General features: G+C 70.6%; 13 protein-coding genes. 6 read left to right on the top strand and 7 right to left on the bottom strand.

Annotated features, from left to right (window positions below; translation table 11 throughout):
* Positions 1-65: 65 nt before the first annotated feature.
* From rsmG to M2165_RS10015, 4 genes are all read right to left on the bottom strand, one after another.
* Complete coding sequence (gene rsmG / locus M2165_RS10030; protein WP_280814499.1) at positions 66-707, bottom strand: 16S rRNA (guanine(527)-N(7))-methyltransferase RsmG; 642 nt, start codon at positions 705-707, stop codon at positions 66-68.
* Positions 704-2,659, bottom strand: coding sequence for a tRNA uridine-5-carboxymethylaminomethyl(34) synthesis enzyme MnmG (gene mnmG, locus M2165_RS10025; protein WP_280814498.1), 1,956 nt, complete (start codon positions 2,657-2,659; stop codon positions 704-706). The genes rsmG and mnmG overlap by 4 nt, the downstream gene beginning before the upstream one ends.
* Positions 2,660-2,780: 121 nt before the next feature.
* Positions 2,781-2,957 carry a hypothetical protein gene (locus M2165_RS10020; protein WP_280814497.1) on the bottom strand — a complete coding sequence of 59 codons (177 nt, stop codon included), beginning with the start codon at positions 2,955-2,957 and terminating at the stop codon, positions 2,781-2,783.
* On the bottom strand, positions 2,957-3,142 hold the full coding sequence (locus M2165_RS10015; protein ID WP_280814496.1) for a DUF1328 family protein: 186 nt from the start codon (positions 3,140-3,142) through the stop codon (positions 2,957-2,959). Before M2165_RS10015 ends, M2165_RS10020 begins: the two co-directional genes overlap by 1 nt.
* 197 nt (positions 3,143-3,339) lie before the next feature.
* Between M2165_RS10015 and gstA the strand changes: the two genes are divergently transcribed.
* Positions 3,340-3,948, top strand: a complete 609-nt coding sequence (gene gstA / locus M2165_RS10010) for a glutathione transferase GstA (protein ID WP_280814495.1) — start codon at positions 3,340-3,342, stop codon at positions 3,946-3,948.
* A 208-nt stretch (positions 3,949-4,156) separates the two neighbouring features.
* Positions 4,157-5,260 (top strand): alkene reductase, encoded by a 1,104-nt coding sequence (locus M2165_RS10005; RefSeq protein ID WP_280814494.1) that lies wholly within the window; start codon positions 4,157-4,159, stop codon positions 5,258-5,260.
* Here the strand turns inward: M2165_RS10005 and M2165_RS10000 are convergent.
* A complete protein-coding gene (locus M2165_RS10000; RefSeq protein WP_280814493.1) occupies positions 5,242-6,663 on the bottom strand; it encodes a sensor histidine kinase in 1,422 nt (473 codons plus the stop codon). The two genes, M2165_RS10005 and M2165_RS10000, sit on opposite strands and share 19 nt — an antisense overlap.
* The gene (locus tag M2165_RS09995; RefSeq protein WP_280814492.1) at positions 6,660-7,349 is read right to left on the bottom strand and encodes a response regulator transcription factor; all 690 of its coding nucleotides are present in this window, start codon (positions 7,347-7,349) and stop codon (positions 6,660-6,662) included. Before M2165_RS09995 ends, M2165_RS10000 begins: the two co-directional genes overlap by 4 nt.
* Positions 7,350-7,463: 114 nt before the next feature.
* Here M2165_RS09995 and M2165_RS09990 point away from each other — a divergent pair, with 114 nt between their 5' ends.
* From M2165_RS09990 to M2165_RS09975, 4 genes are read left to right on the top strand one after another with little or no spacing between them, the layout of a single operon-like run.
* Positions 7,464-8,333: an alpha/beta fold hydrolase gene (locus M2165_RS09990; RefSeq protein ID WP_280814491.1), complete on the top strand. Its 870-nt coding sequence runs from the start codon at positions 7,464-7,466 to the stop codon at positions 8,331-8,333.
* 19 nt (positions 8,334-8,352) lie between these two features.
* Positions 8,353-8,643 (top strand): phosphopantetheine-binding protein, encoded by a 291-nt coding sequence (locus tag M2165_RS09985; protein ID WP_280814490.1) that lies wholly within the window; start codon positions 8,353-8,355, stop codon positions 8,641-8,643.
* On the top strand, positions 8,640-9,890 hold the full coding sequence (locus tag M2165_RS09980) for a beta-ketoacyl-[acyl-carrier-protein] synthase family protein (protein ID WP_280814489.1): 1,251 nt from the start codon (positions 8,640-8,642) through the stop codon (positions 9,888-9,890). The genes M2165_RS09985 and M2165_RS09980 overlap by 4 nt, the downstream gene beginning before the upstream one ends.
* Positions 9,891-9,928: 38 nt before the next feature.
* Positions 9,929-10,411, top strand: coding sequence for a GNAT family N-acetyltransferase (locus M2165_RS09975; RefSeq protein ID WP_280814488.1), 483 nt, complete (start codon positions 9,929-9,931; stop codon positions 10,409-10,411).
* An 11-nt stretch (positions 10,412-10,422) separates the two neighbouring features.
* On the opposite strand, the gene M2165_RS09970 is transcribed toward M2165_RS09975, so the two are convergent.
* On the bottom strand, positions 10,423-12,642 hold the full coding sequence (locus tag M2165_RS09970) for a heavy metal translocating P-type ATPase (protein ID WP_280814487.1): 2,220 nt from the start codon (positions 12,640-12,642) through the stop codon (positions 10,423-10,425).
* Positions 12,643-12,804 lie beyond the last annotated feature (162 nt).

Genomic DNA, 12,804 nt, shown 5'->3' with positions numbered 1-12,804 from the left:
CAGAGCCGCACCGCGAGGATGCCGAAGCGCCCGCTTTCACATGCGCCGCGGCTTCTTTTTGGCTTTCAGGCGGCCGGCTTGCGCGCCCAGACGATGCAGCGCTCGGCATCGAGGCCCGGCACGGCCAGTTGTTCCACGTGAAACACCGACACGCCGGCCGGCAGCGCGGCGAGTTCCTCGGATGGCACCTTGCCCTTCATCGCGAGCCAGACGCCACCGGGCGCGAGCAGGTGCATCGATCCGTTGAAGAAATCCGGCAAGGAGGCGAAAGCCCGGCAGCTGATGACCTCGTAGCTGCCCGAGAGCGATTCCACGCGTGCATGCAGGCCGCGCAGGTTCGGCAGTTCGAGTTCGGCAGCGACCTGCTGCACGAATGCCGCCTTCTTGGCCACCGCATCAAGGCAGGTCACGTCCAGATCGGGCCGCAGGATCGCGATCACGACACCGGGCAGTCCGCCGCCCGAGCCCACGTCCAGCAGCCTGCCCTTCCCTGCCCACTCGCGCTGCAGCGGCGCGACGGCTGCGAGGCTGTCGAGCAGATGGTGCGTGAGCACGCTGGCGGGATCGCGCAGGGCCGTGAGGTTGTAGACCTTGTTCCACTTGAGCATCAGGCTGCCGTAGGCCAGCAGTTGTTCAGCCTGCGCATCGCTGAGCGCCGTGCCCAGCGCGGCCGCGCCCTGGCGCAGCGTGTCGAGCGGCGCGCTCATGGGGCGGGCGATTCCGCGGCCGCTTCCGATGCGGCATCGCGGCCGAAGGCCTTGTGACCGCCCTTCCGCAGGTGAATCATCAGCAGCGAGATCGCCGCGGGTGTGACGCCCGAGATGCGCGAGGCCTGGCCCAGGGTCTCGGGCCGGTGCTTGTCGAGCTTCTGCCGCACTTCGAAACTCAGCGCCTTGACCTGTCCGTAATCGAAGTTGGCGGGCAGCTTGAGGTTCTCGAAGTGCGCGGCGCGCTCCACTTCATCGTGCTGGCGCTCGATGTAGCCCGAGTACTTGGCGGAGATCTCGATCTGCTCGATCTCGGTGTCGCTCAGCGCCTGCGCGGCGCCGTACTTGCCGCCGTCGAGCGACATCAGCGTTTCGTAGCTCACGTCCGGCCGGCGCAGCAGGTCCGCGAGGTTGTATTCGCGCTCGATCGCCTTGCCGAGCACGCGCTCCGATTCCGAAGCCGGCAGGTTGCGCGGATTCACCCAGACCGATTTGAGCCGTTCTGTTTCACGTGAAACAGCATCGCGCTTGCGGCTGAAGGCATCCCATCGTGCGTCGTCCACCAAGCCCAGCTTGCGGCCGGCTTCGGTCAGGCGCATGTCGGCGTTGTCTTCGCGCAGCTGCAGCCGGAACTCGGCACGGCTCGTGAACATGCGGTAGGGCTCGGTCACGCCTTTGGTGATCAGGTCGTCGACCAGCACGCCCAGGTAGGCCTCGTCGCGGCGCGGCAGCCAGGGCGCCTCGCCGCGGCATTGCAGCGCCGCGTTGATGCCCGCGAACAGGCCCTGCGCCGCGGCTTCTTCGTAGCCGGTGGTGCCGTTGATCTGCCCGGCGAAGTACAGGCCCTGGATCGACCGCGTCTCGAAGCTGCTCTTGAGCTCGCGCGGATCGAAGTAGTCGTACTCGATCGCATAGCCCGGCCGCAGGATGTGGGCGTTCTCCAGCCCGGGCATCGAGCGCACGAGCTGGTACTGGATGTCGAACGGCAGGCTGGTCGAAATGCCGTTCGGGTAGTACTCGTTGGTCGTGAGCCCTTCGGGCTCGAGGAAGATCTGGTGGCTTTCCTTGTCGGCGAAGCGATTGATCTTGTCTTCTACGCTCGGGCAGTAGCGCGGGCCCACGCCGTCGATCTTGCCGGTGAACATCGGGCTGCGGTCGAAGCCCGAGCGGATGATCTCGTGCGTGCGTGCATTGGTGTGCGTGATCCAGCAGGGCATCTGCTGCGGATGCATGTCGGTGCGGCCCATGAAGCTGAACACCGGCATCGGCCCTGCCCCGCCCGGCATGCCGTCGCCGGGCTGCTCGGTGCACTTCGAGAAGTCGATGCTGCGACCGTCGAGCCGCGGCGGCGTGCCGGTCTTGAGGCGGCCCTGCGGCAGCTTCAGTTCCTTGAGGCGCGCCGACAGGCTCACCGCCGGCGGATCGCCCGCGCGGCCCGCCTGGTAGTTGTCGAGGCCCACATGGATGCGGCCATCGAGGAAGGTGCCGGCGGTCAGCACCACGGCCCGCGCGCGGAAGGCGATGCCGACCTGCGTCACCGCGCCCACCACCCGGTCGCCCTCGATCATCAGGTCGTCGACCGCCTGCTGGAACAGGCTCAGGTTCGGCTGGTTCTCGAGCCGCCGGCGGATCGCCGCCTTGTACAGCACGCGGTCGGCCTGGGCGCGGGTCGCACGCACGGCCGGGCCCTTGCTCGAATTGAGGATGCGGAACTGGATGCCGGCCTCGTCGGTCGCGATGGCCATCGCGCCGCCGAGCGCATCGACCTCCTTCACCAGGTGGCCCTTGCCGATGCCGCCGATCGACGGGTTGCAGCTCATCTGCCCCAGCGTCTCTATGTTGTGGGACAGCAGCAGCGTGCGGGCGCCCATGCGGGCGGACGCGAGCGCGGCCTCGGTGCCGGCGTGGCCGCCGCCAACGACGATCACATCGAATTCTTCGGGGTACAGCATGAAAGGGGGCGCACCACTGACGCGTGCGCTGCGCAAAGGGGGCACCGATTTTAATCGCCGGGGCCGGCCTGCGCCCGCTGTACGGGCAATCCAAAGGCCGCAGCAGCGCGGCCTTTTGCTATCAATTCAGTAGCATACGCCCGGCGGAGAGATCCCGCGCCTGCCCGCGCGTGCGGGGCTCGGGCACCTGCCAGTGGGCCTGGGTCACGAGCAGCACCCGCACCACGCGGTGGGCGGGGCTCTGCAGCATCTGGCCGAGCGAGCGGATGCGCGGCCAGCGGGGAACGGGCCGCGACATCAGTCGATGGCCTTTTTCACCGCACCCACGCCCAGCACGGCCAGCACCACGAACAGCAGCGCCAGGGCCAGGAACAGGCCGAACAGCAGCTTGGCAATGCCGGCCGCGCCGGCTGCGATGCCGCCGAAGCCGAGCAAGGCGGCCACCAAAGAAATCACTGCAAAGATGATCGCGTATTTCAACATTTGATTACTCCTTGAGCAGGCTCCGTCGCCTGCTGTGCGGAGAAGCTTAGAAATCCGCCCGCGGCCCCCTGATAGTCGGCATGCGCGAGCCGCCGTAGGACAAAAAGGACAAAAACGTGACGCGCGCAAAACCGCTAGCATCGCGCTCGGTCCATCGATTCAATTCACATTTACACATTCCGTTGGAGATCCATCGCATGAAGCTGTACTACTCGCCCGGTGCCTGTTCGCTCTCGCCCCACATCGCGCTGCACGAGGCAGGGATCGCGTTCGAGCCGGTGCTCGCAAGCACCAAGAGCCACAAGCTGCAGGACGGCACCGACTACTACGGGATCAATCCGCTGGGCTACGTGCCGCTGCTCGAGCTCGACGACGGCACCCGTCTGCGCGAAGGCCCGGCCATCGTGCAGTACATCGCGGACCTCGCACCGACCAAGAACCTCGCACCGGCGGCCGGCACGCTGCAGCGCTACCGCCTGCAGGAATGGCTGACCTTCATCGGCACCGAGATGCACAAGGGCTTCAGCCCGCTGTTCAACGCAGCCATGCCCGAGGAAGCCAAGACCATCTTCAGGGACAAGCTCAAGTCGCGCTACCAGTGGCTCGACGGGCAGCTCGCCGACCGGCAGTACCTGATGGGCGAACATTTCAGCGTGGCCGACGGCTACCTGTTCACCGTCACCAACTGGACCAAGCCCACCGGCGTCGACATCTCGGCCTTCCCGAACGTGCAGGCATGGCATGCACGCGTGGCGGCACGCCCCGCCGTTCAGGAAGCGATGAAGGCAGAAGGCCTGCTGAAGTAAGAAGAAGCCTGCCGAAGGCGGCAAACGCCTCGGCATCCCTGCGGGATTCCGGCGGGATCCCGCACACCCCCCAAGCCGCATGCAGCGGCTTTTTTTTCGCGCCGCGCGGCATCGCACCTAGCAGTAATCGGACAACCGTGCGAAAGCACGGATTCGCGCCCGGGGTATAGCCTCGCGCCTGTTTTCCACTCTCTCTTGGTCCAACCCCATGCCCTCCCTCTTCGATCCCGTCCAGGCCGGCGACCTGCAGCTCGCCAACCGCATCGTGATGGCGCCGCTCACGCGCAACCGCTCGCCCAACGCGATCCCGACCGAGATGGCCGCGACCTACTACGCGCAGCGCGCCTCGGCCGGCCTGCTCATCACCGAAGCCACCGCGATCAGCCACCAGGGCCAGGGCTATGCCGACGTGCCCGGCCTCTACGGCACCGAGCAACTCGACGGATGGAAGCGCGTGACCGACGCGGTGCATGCCAAGGGCGGCAAGATCGTGGTGCAGCTCTGGCACGTGGGCCGCGTCTCCCACCCCGAACTGCAGCCCGGGGGCGGCAAGCCCGTCGCACCCTCGGCCATCACCGCCAAGACCAAGACCGTGCTGATCAAGAACGGCGTGCCGACCTTCGTCGAGACCTCCGAACCGCGCGCGCTCGACGCCGAAGAGATCCCGGGCATTGTCCACGCCTATGCCGCGGCCGCGCGCAACGCGGTCGAGACCGCGGGCTTCGACGGCGTGGAACTGCACGGCGCCAACGGCTACCTGCTCGACCAGTTCCTGAAGGACGGCAGCAACAAGCGCACCGACGACTACGGCGGCCGCATCGAGAACCGCGCCCGCCTGCTGCTCGAGGCCACGCGCGCCGTGGTCGACGCGGTCGGCGGCGGCCGCACCGGCATCCGCCTCTCGCCCGTCACGCCCGCCAACGACGTGCACGATTCGGATCCGCAGGCGCTCTTCACCTACGTGGTGAAGCAGCTCGCACCGCTGGGCCTCGCGTACATCCACGTGATCGAAGGCGCCACCGGCGGCCCGCGCGAGATCGCCGACCGCCCCTTCGACTACGAAGCGCTCAAGGCCGCCTACCGCCAGGCCGGCGGCCAGGCCGCATGGATGGTGAACAACGGCTACGACAAGCCGCTCGCCGAGGAAGCCGTGAAGGAAGGCGACGATCTCGTGGCTTTCGGCAAGCCCTTCATCGCCAACCCCGACCTGGTGCGCCGCCTGCGCGAGAACGCGCCGCTCAACGAGGTCGACAAGGCCACGATGTACGGCGGCGGCGCCAAGGGCTACACCGACTATCCGACGCTGGCCTGAAGCGACGGCTGCCGCATCGGCGCGAAGGCCACGCTCGCGCGCAGGCCCGCGGGCTCGGCCGCCTCCAGCCGCAGCTCGGCACCCAGCAGCTCCGCATAGCGCGCGACGATCGAGAGCCCGAGGCCCGAGCCCTGCCCCAGCTTCTGGCCGTCGGGACCCTGCGCCCAGCGCCGCATCAGGTCGTGCCGGGCCTCGATCGGAATGCCCGGGCCGTCGTCGATCACGCTCAGCGTGCGGCCCGCGAGCTCGACCGTGATGGTGCGGCCGCCATAGCGCAGCGCGTTGTCGATCAGGTTGTCGAGGATGCCCTCCACCAGCGCCTCGTTCGCGAGCACCGTCACGCCGTCGTCGAGCCCGCGCGCGCCGAGGTCCACGCCCAGCGTGTCGGCACGCGCCAGGTGCCGCAGCACGGCCTGCTCGGCCAGCACGTCGAGCCGCACCGCATCGCGCGCGAGGCTCGTGCGCGCCTCGTCGGCGAGCGCCAGCGCCAGCAGCTGGTCGATCAGATGGCTCGCACGCGCCTGCCGCTCGGCCACGCGTGCGAGCTGCTCGCGCCACACGGCCGCGTCGGGCTGCGCGAGACCGTACTCGGCCAGCGCGCGAATGCCGGCGAGCGGCGTGCGCAGCTCGTGCGCCACGTTGCCGACGAATTCGCGCTGCGCGCGCACGCTGTGGTTGAGCCGGTCGAACAGCGCGTTGACCGCATCGCCGAGCCGCTGGATCTCGCGCGAGGTGCGGACCACCGCCACCGGCGAGAGATCGTGCACGTCGCGCCGATCGAGCGCCTGCTGCAGATCGCCGAGCGGGCGCAGGTCGCGCCGGATGCCGTGCCAGAGCCATGCCGCGAGCAGCGTCAGCAGCAGCACCTGCGGCGCAAGCGCATAGCCCAGCAGCCGCCGCACCAGCGCCGTGCGGCTCAGCGTTGTCTGCGCGACCACGATGCGGTAGGGCGTCGCCAGTGCGGGATCGACGCCGGGCTCCAGCACCACCGCGCGCAGCGCCTTGCCGTCGTAGGTGGTGTCGGAAAAACGGTAGCGAGCGCCCTTCTCCGGCAGTGCCGCGCTCAGGCCGCCGTGGCCCGAGATCAGCGTGCCGTCGAGGCGCTGCACCGCGAAGTAGACCTTGTCGACCTGGTCGAACAGCACCGTGGCCATCTCGCGCGGCGACAGCAGCAGCTCCACGCCGCGTTCGCCGGCCTGCACGTTGGCCGAGATCGCATAGGCGTCGTCGAGCATGCTGCGGTCGAAGGCCTGTTCCGAAAAGTAGTTGGCGATCACCAGCGCGATCACCGCGCCCACCATCCAGGTCAGCGCGAGCGGCACCAGCACGTTGCGCAGCACGCGCCGCGTGAGCGACGGCACGGCGTCGCGGCGCGGCGCACTGCGGAAGGGAGCGGCGCTCACGCCTCGGCTTCGAGCAGGTAGCCGATGCCGCGCAGCGTGCGAATGCCCGCGCCCGATCCCACGAGCTTCTTGCGCAGCCGCGAGATGAAGGCCTCGAGCGCGTTGTCGCCGAGCGATTCGTCGAAGCTCGAGAGCTTGTCCGACAGCGCCCGCTTGCTCACCGTGCGCCCGGGCGGGCTCATCAGCTCCCAGAGCACCTCGAACTCGCGCGCCGGCAGGTCCAGCGGCCCGCTCGCGGTCGAGAAGCGCCGCGCCTTGCGGTCGAGCTTGAGCTGGCCGAGCAGCACGATGTCCTCGGTGCCCTTGGCGCGCCGCACCAGCGCGCGCAGCCGCGCCTCCACCTCCGCGAGGTCGAAGGGTTTGCCGAGGTAGTCGTCGGCGCCGGCGTCGAGGCCCGCGATGCGCTCCTCCGTTCGGCCGCGCGCGGTCAGCACCAGCACCGGCGTGCGGTCGCCGCGCGCACGCGCCTGGCGCAGCGCATGGAGCCCGCTCGCGAGCCCGCTGGTGGGGCTGGCCGTGGCCGGCAGGTTGAGGTCGAGCAGCACCGCATCGAAGGGCTGCACGCGCCAGAGGTGGTCGGCGTCCTCGACGTTGGTCGACACGTCGACCCGGTGGCCCGCATCCGCGAGGCTGCGCAGCATCACGTCGCGCAGCACGGCGTCGTCTTCGACAAGGAGGATTCGCATGGTGTGTGTGTGGTTGGAGGTGACTATTCTTGCGCGAAGGAGGGTCAGCAGCCGGTCAGCACACCCCGGCGATAAACGCGCCATGAGCATACGACAGCAGCCCCCGGCCCCCCGATGAGCGCCCGCGAAGCTTCCGGCCTGCTGAGCGTGGTGCACCCCGCGGTGCGCCACACGGCCATCGTGCTGCTGCATGGTTTATGCAGCACGCCTGACGAGCTGCTGACCGTGCAGTCGGCGCTCGCCGCGCGCGGCCATCCGGTGCGGCCGCTGCGCCTTCGCGGCTACTCCTTCGATGCCGCCGCGCCGCTCGCGCAGCCCACGCGCTACGAGCAGTGGCTCGCCGCGATCGCGGCCGAGGTGCAGCTGCTTCGGCGGCAGCACGAACGCGTCGTGCTCGTGGGGCTCTCGGCCGGTGCCTCGCTCGCGCTCGGCGCGGCGATCCGCTGCGGCGCCGACCAGGTCGATGCGCTGGTGCTGATGTCGACCACGCTGCGCTTCGACGGCTGGGCCGTGCCGCGCACGCGCATGCTGCTGCCGCTCGCGCTGCACACGCCGCTCGGCCGGCTCTGGCAGTACCGCGAGCGCGCGCCCTACGGCGTGAAGAACGAGCGCGTGCGCGCCTGGATCGAACGCGAGCTGCGCCACCGCAAGGTGTCGAGCGCCGGCAGCGCGGTCATCGGCACCGGCCACCTGCGCGAGCACGAGCGGCTGATCCGCCACGTGCGGCGCAACCTGCACCGCGTGCAGTGCGGCAGCGTGCTCGCGCTGCATGCGCGCGACGACGAGGTGGCCAGCCTCGCGAACCTCGGCCTGCTCGCACGCGGCCTGCGCGGCTGCCGCGACTTCCGCAGCGTGGTGCTGGCCGACAGCTACCACATGATCACCATCGACAACGACCAGCGCCAGGTGGCGCGCGAGACGGTCGCCTTCGCCGATGCCGTGGCCCACGGCCTGCCGCCGGCCATGCATCTCCCTCCCGCCTGAAACACGGACCAGTAAAGCCATGCCCTCCACCCTCTCGCCCCCCATCTTCAACAGCATCGCGGCCATCCTCGTGAACCAGTTCCACGTGGTTCCCGACGTCGTCACGCCGGGCACCGCCCTGTCCGAGCTCGGCCTCGATTCGCTCGCGTTGATGGAATTCGTCTTCGCGGTGGAAGACGCCTTCCACCTGCGCCTGCCCGAGGACCGGCTCGATCCGCGCGAGGCCGGCATCACGCTGCAGCGCCTGTGCGAGGCGATCGACACGCAGATCCGCTGCGAGGTCGAGGCGCCCCTGGCCGCGGCCGCGTGAGCGGCGCTGCGGCGCAGCCCGTGCGCGTGACGGGGCTGGGCTTCGTCACGCCGATCGGCCACACGGTCGAGGCTTTCGACGACGCCCTTTTTCACGGCCGCTCCGCTGTGCGCGCCCAGGCGCTCGGCATCGCGGGTCTCGATGCCGCAGAACTCGCGGTGGCGGCCTGCGATGCCTTCCAGGCCGACACGGTGCGCAGCAGCTCGCGCCTGCCGCTCGACCGCGGCACCGCGATGGCGCTCGCCGCCGCGCGCGATGCGGTCGAACAGGCCGGGCTGCAGGCGGGCCAGGTCGATCCGGTGCGGCTCGGCATCTTCTGGGGCAGCGGCCTCGCGGGCGCGGCGGCCTTCGACGACGGCTGCCGCGCGCTCTATGCCGAGCGGCGCCGCATGCGGCCCACCACCGTGCTCACGGTGATGCCCAACGCGGCGGTGGCGGAGCTGGCGCTGCAGTTCGGTGCCCAGGGCGCCGCGATCGCCTATGCCTGCGCCTGCGCTTCCTCGGCCGTGGCGATCGGCGAGGCCATGCGCGCGATCCGCGGCGGCTGGATCGACGTGGCCATCGCGGGTGGCCACGACGCCATGCTCACGCCCGGCGTGATGGCGAGCTGGCATGCGATGCGCGTCACCGCACCGCCGCCGCCGGGCGCGCCGGAACGCGCCTGCCGGCCCTTCGCGGCCGACCGCGCCGGCTTCGCGCTCGGCGAGGGCGCCGCCGCGCTGGTGCTCGAATCGCCCGTCCATGCGCGTGCCCGCGGCGCGGGCGATGCCACGCCCTTCGTGCTCGCGGGCTACGCCACCCAGTGCGACGCCACCCACATCACCCAGCCCGATGCCGCCGGCCAGGTGCGCACGATGCGCGCGGCGCTGCGCGATGCGGGCCTCGACGCGGCGCAGATCGGGCATGTGAACGCGCACGGCACCGCCACCGGCGCCGGCGATGCGGCCGAGGCGGCATCGCTCGCCGCCGTGTTCGGCCGCGGGGTGCCGGTGAGCGCCACCAAGGCGATCCACGGCCATGCGCTCGGCGGCGGCGGCGCGATCGAACTCGTGGCCGCGCTGCGCGCGCTGGCGCGCGGGCTGGTGCCTCCCACGGCCCACCTGGCGCAGCCCGACGCGGCCTTCGATCTCGACTTCGTGCGCGGCAGCGCACGCGAGGCGCCGGCGCTGCGCCATGTGCTGTCGAACTCCTTCGCCTTCGGCGGCACCAACGCCGTGCTGGTGGCGAGCCGCGCCGACGAGCGCTGAGGTCCGCCGTCGCACAGTGCCTGTGTATGCTCGCTGCCATGCGCAGGCTTGCCGAACCCCGGGACCTCGAAGCGGTCTTCACGATCTACATGCACGAGAAGGTCGTGCCCTTCCTGGGCTACGACCCGATGCCGCTCGACGACTTCCGCCCGATCTTCGAGGAACTGGTCGCGAGCCGCAGCTTCCATGTCTACGAGGTCGATGGCCGCATCGCGGGCTTCTACCGCGCCGCGCGCTACCCGGGCCGCGTGCGCCACGTGGCCTGCTTCGGCACGCTCGCGGTCGATCCCGCGCTGCACGGCCGGGGCATCGCCCAGGCGATGGTGGCCGATGCGATCGAACGGCTCCGGGCCGAGGGCGTGAAGCGCATCGAGCTCTATGCCGAGGCCGACAACGCCGCCGGGCTGCGCTTCTACGAGAAGCTCGGCTTCGAGCGCGAAGGCATCCTGCGCAAGTTCTACAAGCGCGCAGGCGAAGCCGACTACGTCGACGACCACCTGCTCGCGCTGCTGCTGGACTGAAGGAAGGCCGCTCAGGGCTTCCAGCGCCGCAGCAGCAGCGCATTGGCCATGACGCTCACGCTCGACAGCGCCATCGCCGCGCCCGCCACCACCGGGCTGAGCCAGCCGAGCGCCGCGAGCGGAATGCCGGCCACGTTGTAGGCAAAGGCCCAGAACAGGTTCTGGCGGATCTTCGCGACCGTGCGGCCCGAGAGTTCGAGCGCCTCGGCCACGAGCGCGAGGTCGCCGCGCATCAGCGTGATGCCCGCGGCCTCCATCGCCACGTCGGTGCCGCCGCCGGCGGGCGCCATCGCCATGCCCACGTCGGCCGCGGCGAGTGCGGGTGCATCGTTGGCGCCATCGCCGACCATCGCGACCACATGGCCGTCGCGCCGCAGCGCCGCCACCTGCGCGGCCTTGTCGCCCGGCAGCACTTCCGCACGCACGTCGGCCGCGGCAATGCCGAGCCGTGCCGCCATCGCCTCGGCCGCGCGACGGTTGTCGCCCGAGATCATCACCACGCGCAGGCCGCGCGCACGCAGGCTGCGGATCGCCTGCGCGGCTTCCGGCTTGGGCTCGTCGGCAAAGGCGAGCAACGCCGTCACGCGGGGTGCGCCTGCTTCTTCGTCGAAACGCAGCAGCGCGGAGACGGTCGCCCCTTGCGCATGCAGTGCCTCGAGCTTTGCGGCATCGGGCAGCGCGCCGAGCTCGGCGCACCAGCGCAGGCTCGCGATCGCCCAGCGGTGGCCCTCGACCTCGCCCTGCACGCCGCGGCCCGGCAGCGCCTGCATCGCGCCGAGCGGCGGCGGCTGCACGCCGCGTGCGGCCGCTGCCGCGAGCACCGCACGCGCGAGCGGATGCTCGCTGCCGCCCTGCAGGCTGGCGGCGATGGCGAGCAGTCGTCGTTCCTCGCCCTCGCCATCGGTCGCGGGCACCAGCGCCGTGAGCACCGGGCGGCCGACGGTCAGCGTGCCGGTCTTGTCGAAGGCCACGGTGTCGACGCGGTGCGCCAGCTCCAGCGCGCGCGCATCCTTCACCAGGATGCCGCGGCGCGCGGCCACGCCGGTGCCGGCCATCACCGCCACCGGCGTCGCGAGGCCCAGCGCACAGGGACAGGCGATCACCAGCACGGCCACGGCATGGATCAGCGCGGCTTCGATCTCCGCACCCGCGAACAGCCATGCGGCCAGCGTGGCCAACGCGACCACGAGCACCACCGGCACGAACACCGCCGCGACCTTGTCCACCAGCCGCTGGATCGGCGCCTTCGCGGCCTGCGCATCCTCGACCAGGCGGATGATGCGCGCGAGCACGCTCTCCGAACCGACCGCGGCCACTTCCACCACCAGGCGGCCGTCGCCGTTGACCGCACCGCCCGTGAGCGCCTGCCCCGGGCCCTTGGGCACCGGCAGCGGCTCGCCCGTGAGCATCGACTCGTCGACCTCGGAATGGCCTTCGATCACGCGTGCATCGGCCGGCACGCGTTCGCCAGGGCGCACCGCGAGCCGGTCGCCGACCATCACTTCGGCCAGCGGCACGTCGCTCTCCACACCGCGCGGGCCGACGAGGTGCGCCACCTCTGGCCGCAACTGCTGCAGCGCGCGGATCGCGGACGTGGCCTGGCGCTTCGCGCGCGCCTCGAGCCACTTGCCGAGCAGCACCAGCGTGATCACCACGGCCGAGGCTTCGAAATAGAGGTGCGGCATCCCCATGCCGTGGCCCGCATGTTCGCCGGTGGCTGCGCGCCACCAGAGCCAGAGCGACAGGCCGAAGGCGGCGCTGGTGCCGAGCGCGACCAGCAGGTCCATGTTGCCGGTGCCGGCCCGCGCGGCATGCCAGCCCGCGCGGTAGAAGCGCGCGCCGAGCCAGAACTGCACCGGCGCCGCGAGCAGCAGTTGCACCCACGGCGGCAGCATCCAGTCCTGCCCCCAGAGGCCGCCGAGCATCGGCGCCATCAATGGCAGCGACAGCAGCAGGCCGGCCGCCACCGGGCCGAAGCCCTGCCAGCGCGAGGGCTCGGCCGCCAGCGCATCGGCACCGTTCGCCGCGCGCGGTTCGTAGCCGGCGCTGCGGATGGCGCGGCGCAGGCGCGCATCGATGTCGTGGTCGTCGGCCGCGACGATGCGCGCCGATTCGGTGGCCAGGTTCACGCTGACCTCCTGCACGCCGGGCACGCTCTTGAGCGCGCGTTCGACGCGCATCACGCACGAGGCGCAGGTCATGCCGCCGACGGAAAGATCGAGTGTGCTCATGGTGTTGCGAGGCCGGGGAGTTGGTGATTTTCCATGCCCCGGAGGCTAAGGTCTCACACCATGGCAAGGTCAAGCCACCGTGCGCAGTGCCCCTGTGCTGGACATTGACATCGTGAGAGGGTTCAAACTGGCGGCTCCTTTCACTTCCACCATCATCAAGGA

The organism is Variovorax sp. TBS-050B, assembly GCF_029893635.1.
Taxonomy (GTDB): Bacteria; Pseudomonadota; Gammaproteobacteria; order Burkholderiales; family Burkholderiaceae_C; genus Variovorax.
Note: the sequence above shows the minus strand (reverse complement) of the source record. Positions and strands in the feature narration are given on the sequence as shown.